Raw genomic sequence first — 8361 nt, forward strand, 5'->3', positions numbered from 1 at the left:
ACCCAACTAAGGCCCAGCTGCGTGCTATGCCTTGGGTTGTATTCACAACCGATCCAGCCTTGGTAACCAGAGTCATCCAAAACATTGAATAGGTGTGGGTAATTCAGTTCGCCTTCCGATGGTTCGTGCCTTTCAGGCACAGAAGCAATTTGAATATGGCCTGTGTATGGCGCCACATCGCGAATCAACGTACTCAGATCACCGTCCATAATTTGTGCGTGATAGAGATCGAGCTGCAATTTCACGTTTGGACGAGCCACTTGTTTGATGAGTTCCACCGCTTCACGTTGATGTGCAACAAAGTAGTTCGGTACATCGCGATTGTTGAGTGGCTCAATCATCAGCTCAACACCTTGTTCGGCAAACTTATCCGCTGCATAACGAATGTTTGAGATAAAGGTTTCAATATGCTGATCACGAGTGAAGCGTGAATCAACAATGCCAGACATAGCGTGAACCTTTTTACAGTTCAGTGCCTTGGCGTACATCAGCGCAGTCTCGACGCTCGTTTTAAATTCATCCTCACGCCCCGGAATAGCTGCAAAACCTCGTTCACCTGCATCCCAATCACCTGGCGGCATGTTGAATAACGCTTGCTCAAAACCAAACTGCTGTATCTTGCTTGCTAGTTCTTGCGCTTCGAATGCGTATGGGAAAAGGTATTCCACCGCTTTGAAGCCCGCTTGGTGTGCTTTTTCGAAACGATCTAGAAAAGGAACTTCTGTGAATAACATTGTCAGATTTGCCGCGAATTTAGCCATTACTTACCTCTCCCTTTTAGGTCTTGAATCTCAGTATCCGTTAAGTAGCGGATGTTGCTGTCTTTAAGAATGAACGCTAGCTTCGCTGTCTCTTCTAGCTCTTCTGCGTTATCCACTGCATCTTCAAAGTCCGTACCCGTGATCACTGGACCATGGTTCGCCAGGAGGAAAGCTCGGTAGTCACTAGCCCGCTGCGCAAGTTCTTCAGCAATCTGAGGGTCGCCCGGGCGCAGGTACGGAATCACTGGCAGTTCGCCAATGCGCATTACAAAGTAAGGTGTGAAAGCTTTGATGGCATTCTCGCGATCTAAACCTTCAAGACAAGAAAGCGCCGTCAAGTAAGTAGAATGCAGATGCACAATCGCATTACACTTTGAGTTATTTCGATAAATCGCCAGATGAAAAGCCACTTCTTTTGATGGCTTTTCACCAGAGATATGGTTGCCATCAATATCCACAACCGAAAGCTCTTCAGCAATCAAGCGGCCGAACGAAGAACCAGTTGGCGTTGCCAGAAAGTGTCCATTAGGCAGTTTTAGAGAAAGGTTGCCAGCGCCGCCAGTCGCATAGCCACGTTCAAACATAGAGCGCGCCATAGTGACCATTTGCTCTCGCAGTTGTTGTTCTGTCATCAATTCTTTATTCATCACAACCTCACCTATTCAAAAAACGACTGTGCTTTGGCAAAGAAGTGTTCATCGCCGAAGTTGCCCGATTTCAGAGCCAAAGAAAGCTCGCCTTCAAGTGACTTCACCCAAGGTACACCTGGTGCGATTTGAGGACCGATATGAAAACCTTTTACGGCTAGGCTTTGGGTTACAACCCCTGAGGTTTCCCCACCCGCAACGATGAAATTTTTCACACCGTGCTGCTGAAGTTTGATTGCAAGTTGGCTAAAGAATTGTTCAACCGCGTGACTTGAAGCATGCGCGCCAAACTCTTGTTGAATCGCTTTTAACGCCGCTGCATCTGCGGTTGCGTAAACCAGTGGTGCGAACTCGCTTTCGATGTTGGTCATGACCCAATCAAACACTTGATTTGAGTAATCTTCTTCCGTCAGACACGCCTTCACATCAATAGCAAAGTGTGGCGCTTTTTCTTTGTAAACAGCGACCTGTTGGTTGGTCATGACAGAACAAGATCCAGATAACACAACGGTTGGTGCCTTTTTAGGGTTCCCCTCTTGCTTCGCATCACTTTGATCTTCAAGGTTCTCTATCCAGTTCTTAGCAATACCCGCAGCCAAACCAGAACCACCAGTTACCAGTTTTAGAGACTTCGCCGCTTGGCCAAGTGTGACAAGATGCTCTGCATTGAATGCATCAACCACTGCATAGCGGTTGCCTTGTACTTTTAGCTCTTCAAAGCGCTCAATTACCGCTTTTGGACCTTGTTCAATTATTTGGAAGTTCACCAGGCCAGATTTGCCTTGAGATTGAGCATCCATCATACGAACTAGGCTTGAATCAGTCATTGGTGTCACAGGGTGATTACGCATACCTGAGTCGCTTAGCAAGTCTTGGAATACAAATAGATGGCCGTTGTAAACTGTGCGACCATTCACTGGTAATGATGGGCATACAATGGTGAACGCTTCACCTAGCTCTGCAAGCAGTGCATCCGTTACAGGACCAATGTTACCTTCTGCTGTGCTGTCAAACGTTGAGCAGTACTTGAAGTAAAACTGCTGACAGCCATTTGCTTGCAGCCACTTAAGCGCAGCTACTGAATCCTCGATTGCCTCATCTACAGGACAGGAGCGAGATTTAAGACTGATCACGACCGCATCTGCGTTTACATCAATCTCTTCTTTTGGAATACCGTTAAGCTGAACTGTGCGCATGCCGTTTTCTACAAGAAAACCTGCGATGTCTGTTGCGCCAGTAAAGTCGTCTGCGATAACGCCTAATAACATCATTTTTTCTCCGTTTTACGTGCGCTTATTTCTGTTTGTTTTCTACACCTGGAAGCTCAATACCATCAAAAATCTTGATAACGGCACTGTCGTCCTCCTGGCCAAAACCAGCATTGCTTGCACTCAAAAACATGTTTAGTGCTGTGCTTGATAGAGGAAGTGGAAATTTGAGATCTTTTGCTGTGTCCGATACGAGGTTTAAATCTTTCACAAAGATGTCGACCATAGATTTAGGGGAGTAGTCACCATCAACTACATGCTTCATGCGGTTCTCAAACATCCAAGAGTTACCCGCTGCATTCGTCACCACGTCGTACATCAGGTCAAGAGGAATGTTTGCACGTGCCGCTAATGCCATTGCTTCAGCACCAGCTGCGATATGAACACCTGCTAGCAATTGGTGGATAATCTTCACAGTTGCGCCTAGGCCAATCGCTTCACCGATGTTGTAGACTTTAGCTGCCGTTGCGTTGAGTACTGGTTCAAGTGCATCAAATGTGCTTTGCGCTCCCGACGCCATAATAGTCATCTCACCTGATTCTGCTTTTGCAGCACCACCAGATACCGGTGCATCAAGCATCACAAGGTTGTGTTCTGCCAATTTCGCTTCAATTTGTTTTGCATCTTCTGCTGAGATGGTTGCTGAAACCATTACTGGCGTATTCGGCTTAAGCACTTTAGCAAGACCGGTTTTGAACAAGACCGTGTTAACTTGAGCTGCGTTCACAACAAGAACTAGAACCGAATCAAGCTTATCTGCAAACTCAACTGCATTTGTAGAAACAGCTTTTGCACCGAATGAACCCAGCTCTTCAAGCGCTTGAGAATTTAAATCGAAACCATAGACATCTAGGCCTGCACGCACACATGACTTTGCGGCGCCCATTCCCATAGAGCCTAAACCGATAACACCTACAGATTGAACTTCACTCATAAAAACAATGCCTTCTGGTCTATTAAACTTTGTTAATTCTTGTTTGGTTGATGTGATTATATGTGAAGATTAATACTAAGGCCTCGCTTTGAATCACATTTTTTCACACAAATTAACAATGTCGTGATATATACCTCTTTATGGGCAGAGATATTCCGAGCAGTTAACACAAGCGAAGGCTGTTCTTACAACGTTGAGAACATAATTCACAGATATTCACAACAAATGAAAAGATTGGTAGGATACTGAAAAACAAGAATATAGAAGTGAAACTATGATCCCAGCAGAACGTCAAAGAACCATATTATCCCTGTTATCACATCAAGAAGTGTTAAGCATTTCAGATTTAACCGACCACCTTGGCGTATCACATATGACCATTCGTCGTGATATCGTGAAGCTTGAATCCTCAGGTAAAGTCGTTTCTGTTTCTGGTGGAGTGCAACTCGCTCAAGCTCTACATTCCGAACTTTCCCATGATGCGAAGGTCGAGCAACAAGCGGATGAAAAAATTCAAATTGGTAAGCTGGCGGCTACGTTAATTGGTCAAGACGCTACGATTTACTTGGATGCGGGAACAACCTCTCTAGAAATCGCCCATCAAATAGCAAATCGTAATGATCTTTTAGTGATCACCAATGACTTCTCTATTGCTGCTTTCCTTATGACGCACAGTGAATGTGAGCTTTACCACACTGGGGGGAAAATTGACCGCGAGAACCAATCCACCATTGGAGGAAAAGTCGCAGAGTTCTTGAATGGGCTAAATATTGATATCGCCTTTATTTCGACTTCATCTTGGAGCTTGAAAGGCTTATCAACACCTAATGAAAATAAAGTTCTCGTTAAAAAAGCAATCATCAAGGCGGCACAAACCAATTATCTGATCTCAGACTCAACTAAATACGGTCAGATAGCGAGCTTTCATGCATTAGACATCGAGCAATTGGACGGAATTATTACCGATCGAAACCTATCCGAAGTGGTCACTCAAGAATTAACGGATAAAGGATTACGTGTGTATAAAGAGTAACACTACCTAAACATCTGAGTTCGCGTAACTTTTATACTCGTTAATTTATAGGTGCTTCCAATATACATAGACCGTGCTGTGTACTTTCTGGCAGAAAACACATCCTTTTGTTTTCTAAATTACCAAATTACTGATTACATCTGGATATGGAAGCTCACTTCGCTTTATCGCTGCTCGTCACATGTCATCAAAAATCAAATTCACTGCAATTGCCATCAAAACTAAGCCTGAGATTGGCAGCAAGACACCTAATGGTGAGCGCTCGATGTAAGGCAAGTTTTCCGCAATCAATAAGCCCCATTCAGGTTGTGGCGGTTTAACGCCAAGTCCGATAAAGCTCAGAGACGTCAGACTGAGCGTAATGTACGGCAAACGCAGAAACGCGTGACGAATCAATGGCGGCAGCACATAAGGCAACAAGTAGTAGCGGAGTACTCGCCACTGACTGGTTCCCCAAATGGGCGCAAGATGCGTGTAAGGCTGCGCTTTGGCTTCCATCAACAAGCTCGCGCAGTGCGCCGCTAATGGTGCCCATGACACCATAACAATCGCAATCAAAGCGCTGTTTGGGTTCATCCCCGTTAGACCAGCAATCAGCAGACCAGCCACAATGTATGGCACACCTTTGGTGATCTCAATTAAGCCTTGGCTATAACGAGTCACGAAGCCGAGCAGCAAACCAATCACCAAACTTAGGAACGTCGCGATGATGCCCATTTTGATTGTCGACATCATACCGCCGCCAACTCGAGCAAGCAGATCTCGTCCAACCGCATCGGCACCCAACGGGACAGCTAAGCTTGGCGATTCAAGGCGGGTAAATTGGATAGTGTAAGGATCACGCATTAACGCCCATCCCGCACAACCAATCAGCAAGGCAAAGATTGTCGCACTGACGATGCGTTTGGTGGTGCTTTGGGTAAAACGGAACGTGCTGTGACTGCTGATCAACTTACCACTTGTGACACTGTGCCCGAGTAACCAGCGTTGCAATAAGATGCTCGCACTGCTGATCAACATCGAGAACACCAGCAACACCAACAAACCACCTTGCAGCATCGGCAGATCTTGTGATTTCGCTGCGCCTAAGATTAGTCGTCCGATACCCGGAATGGAAAACACTTGCTCCACAGCAACCGCGCCGCCGGTCAAACCAATCACCGTCATTGCGATTTGAGGAATCAAGTTACTAACGGCACGCCACAAGGCAAAGCGTAAGATTTGAAACTTACTGACGTTCGCCGATAGCCAAGTGATCACCCAAGGCTCATCTAGTACACGCTTGAGGCTGTCATTGAGCAAGCGCCCGAACAAGCCAGCCGCAGGCAATGCCATTGCCAAACTGGGTAGCCAGAGGTTTTGCACGCCTTGCCAACCATAAGGTGGGAACCAACCCAACCAAATGGAAAATACCATGATCAGCAATGAAGCAATCACGTATTCCGGCAATGAGACCAACACCGAACTGAGCGTGTCATGATGTTTGTCCAAACGATTCTGTTGCCAACGACGCACAGTGTAAAGCACACTCGCCATGCACATTACAAATGCCATGCCTAGCGCTGTAAGCATGAGTAATAGCGACGTTTTTGCGGTTTGTTGAACGCTCTCCATCACGGATGCGCCGCTCACCCAAGAGACACCTAAGTCTCCTTGCATGGCAAGCGTCAGCCAATCCCACAATCGCTCAGCAGCGCTGCGGTCAAGTTGAAGATCTTCTCGAATTGCTTGCAGAGCTTCTGCCGTCAGCAATTGTTGAGCACCCGCACGAGCACGGAGGATTGATTGGCTTGGGTCGATACCGGCAATATCCGGCATCAAACCCACCAGCACAACCACTACCCCGAGTGACAGGAAGCGCGACAAAAAACGCGTAAACCATTCAGGCATACAAGCGCTCCAACGAGAACGCATGTTGGCAACAGACGACATCGAGTTAGTTCACCTCAGTAAACTGGTCGATCAGGCGACGCTCACGTGGGTCACGTTGTGCGTTCTTCACGCGATCACTCTCACCTTGGATTACACGCTCGTGAAGCAGTGGAATCACAGCGTATTGTTCAAGGATTTTGCTTTCTGCTTCGATGATCGCTTGTTGGCGTTTCTCACCCAATGGCTGACGATCAGCGTGTTTCAATGCAGCATCCACTTCTTCAGAGCAGAACTGACCTAGGTTGTAAGAACCTTTACAGCTAAAGTCACTTTGCATGTACGCCACTGGGTCACCAGAATCCAGCACTGTTGCACGTGACAACAAGAACGCATCGAACTTACCTGCTAGTGCATCGTTTTCGATTTGTGCATATTCACGAACGTCTAGCTCAACCACAAAGCCAGCCGCTTCAAGTTGTTGCTTTAGCAGCACCGCCACTTCTGGCAACTCAGCACGGTCGGTAAATGTACCGATGGTGATCTTCTCACCATTCGCGTGGCGCATTTCCATGGTTTCCATACGAGGGTTCGCGTCACGAATTGGCCCCGCCCATGCCAATGCAGGACCTAACAAACCTTTCGCTGAGTCGGCGTGGTTCTCGTAAACCGTTTTGATGATTTGCTCACGGTTAACCGCTTGAGCTGCTGCTTTACGCAAACCGAACTGGCTAAACACATCTGATTTGTTGTTTAGGTAAAGCGTGTTGGTACGTGGCATTGCGACTTCGTGCAGCTGTGAAGATTCCATCATCGCGATTTGCGATACAGGAACCGCTTCAACTACATCCGCCTCACCGGTACGCAGCGCTGCAGCACGAGCAAAACCGTTTGGTACGTATTCAGCAAAGATACTGTCTACTTTTGCTTTTTCACCCCAGTAACCGTCAAAACGCTTCAGTTTTGCGCTGGTTGTCCCGTTGATTTCTGTCAGAACGAATGGACCCGTACCCGCATTGATTGGCACAACACGACCGTTTTCTTGATATGCAGCACCAGAAAGGATCGCTAGCTGTGGGCTAGAAAGACGGCTTGGCAACAGTGGATCGTTAAAGGTCGTTTTGATTTCAACAGTGAAGTCGTCCAATGCGCGAACTTGCCATTCGATACCGTCCAAGATGCGTGGTTTAGGTGCGGCATCTAATGCTTTTTGTAGAGAGTTCACAACCGCATTGGCATAAAGGTCAGAACCATCGTGGAATTTCACGCCCTTACGTACCGTAAATTGCCACGTCATCGGGTCAACTTGTTCCCATTCCGTTGCCAGCATAGGCTCTGCTACCGACTGATCGTTTAGGTTCACTAGCGTTTCTGCCGTGCTCCAACGTGACAGTTTGAACGCGTCATCTGAAAGTGGCGACAAACCTGTGCGTGGTGGTTGCATCATGGCAACGCGAATTTCCGTTGCTTGCGGTGCAGCTGCTTTTTCCGCTTCTGGCTTGCTTTCGCCAGAGTCAAAACAACCCGTCAACAGTGCGCTTAAAGCCAGCGACAAAGCTAACTTGGGAGTACTAAGGTGCATAAGAAACCTCTCCAATGGTTTTTGTAAATTCATTACTTTTGTGTTGAGCGCTCATCAAGGCTCTCGTGATCAAGTGTGATGGGTTATTTGTCACGTTTTGTGCCGTGCCGTGCTCGACAACGCGTCCTTTGTCTAACACCAGGATTTCATCGCATAGGGTTTGTGCCGCATCGAGGTCATGTGTCACCAAAATCAGGCGCATCTGACGACTCTTTTGAATGCCTGCCAACAAGTCGAGAATCTGTTTACGACTGACGGGATCTAGGC

At 47.1% G+C, this 8361-nt stretch carries 7 protein-coding genes and 1 pseudogene; 1 reads left to right on the forward strand and 7 read right to left on the reverse strand.

Features of this window, described 5'->3' with window-relative positions; genetic code table 11:
• The 4 genes from otnI to ltnD form a co-directional block, all read right to left on the reverse strand.
• Positions 1–761 (reverse strand): 2-oxo-tetronate isomerase (gene otnI, locus CAG69_RS16990; protein ID WP_161445306.1); only part of this gene is annotated, 761 nt, incomplete at its 3' end.
• Positions 761–1408 carry a 3-oxo-tetronate 4-phosphate decarboxylase gene (otnC, locus tag CAG69_RS16995; protein ID WP_005385078.1) on the reverse strand — a complete coding sequence of 216 codons (648 nt, stop codon included), beginning with the start codon at positions 1406–1408 and terminating at the stop codon, positions 761–763. The genes otnI and otnC, both read right to left, overlap by 1 nt.
• An 11-nt stretch (positions 1409–1419) precedes the next feature.
• Positions 1420–2676: a 3-oxo-tetronate kinase gene (otnK, locus tag CAG69_RS17000; protein WP_048625565.1), complete on the reverse strand. Its 1257-nt coding sequence runs from the start codon at positions 2674–2676 to the stop codon at positions 1420–1422.
• 25 nt (positions 2677–2701) lie between these two features.
• On the reverse strand, positions 2702–3610 hold the full coding sequence (gene ltnD, locus CAG69_RS17005) for an L-threonate dehydrogenase (protein WP_161445308.1): 909 nt from the start codon (positions 3608–3610) through the stop codon (positions 2702–2704).
• Positions 3611–3884: 274 nt separating this feature from the next.
• On the opposite strand from ltnD, the gene CAG69_RS17010 reads away from it, so the two are divergent.
• The gene (locus tag CAG69_RS17010) at positions 3885–4643 is read left to right on the forward strand and encodes a DeoR/GlpR family DNA-binding transcription regulator (protein WP_005375354.1); all 759 of its coding nucleotides are present in this window, start codon (positions 3885–3887) and stop codon (positions 4641–4643) included.
• 177 nt (positions 4644–4820) lie between these two features.
• Here CAG69_RS17010 and CAG69_RS17015 read toward each other — a convergent pair whose 3' ends face one another.
• The 3 genes and pseudogenes from CAG69_RS17015 to CAG69_RS17025 form a co-directional block, all read right to left on the reverse strand.
• A complete protein-coding gene (locus CAG69_RS17015) occupies positions 4821–6575 on the reverse strand; it encodes an ABC transporter permease subunit (protein WP_161445311.1) in 1755 nt (584 codons plus the stop codon).
• Between the two features lie 4 nt (positions 6576–6579).
• On the reverse strand, positions 6580–8094 hold the full coding sequence (locus tag CAG69_RS17020) for an ABC transporter substrate-binding protein (RefSeq protein ID WP_161445313.1): 1515 nt from the start codon (positions 8092–8094) through the stop codon (positions 6580–6582).
• Positions 8084–8361 (reverse strand): annotated as a pseudogene (locus CAG69_RS17025) (ABC transporter ATP-binding protein); the annotation flags it as partial. The pseudogene CAG69_RS17025 and the gene CAG69_RS17020, both read right to left, overlap by 11 nt.

The sequence above is a fragment of the Vibrio sp. V43_P6S15P86 genome (assembly GCF_009904725.1).
Taxonomy (GTDB): domain Bacteria; phylum Pseudomonadota; class Gammaproteobacteria; order Enterobacterales; family Vibrionaceae; genus Vibrio; species Vibrio diabolicus.

What these genes read in the sequence shown, in the direction of transcription:
- otnC (WP_005385078.1), bottom strand. Translation starts at nt 1,408, where the DNA reads ATGAATAAAGAATTGATGACAGAACAACAACTGCGAGAGCAAATGGTC.
- otnK (WP_048625565.1), bottom strand. Translation starts at nt 2,676, where the DNA reads ATGTTATTAGGCGTTATCGCAGACGACTTTACTGGCGCAACAGACATC.
- ltnD (WP_161445308.1), bottom strand. Translation starts at nt 3,610, where the DNA reads ATGAGTGAAGTTCAATCTGTAGGTGTTATCGGTTTAGGCTCTATGGGA.
- CAG69_RS17010 (WP_005375354.1), top strand. Translation starts at nt 3,885, where the DNA reads ATGATCCCAGCAGAACGTCAAAGAACCATATTATCCCTGTTATCACAT.
- CAG69_RS17015 (WP_161445311.1), bottom strand. Translation starts at nt 6,575, where the DNA reads ATGTCGTCTGTTGCCAACATGCGTTCTCGTTGGAGCGCTTGTATGCCT.
- CAG69_RS17020 (WP_161445313.1), bottom strand. Translation starts at nt 8,094, where the DNA reads ATGCACCTTAGTACTCCCAAGTTAGCTTTGTCGCTGGCTTTAAGCGCA.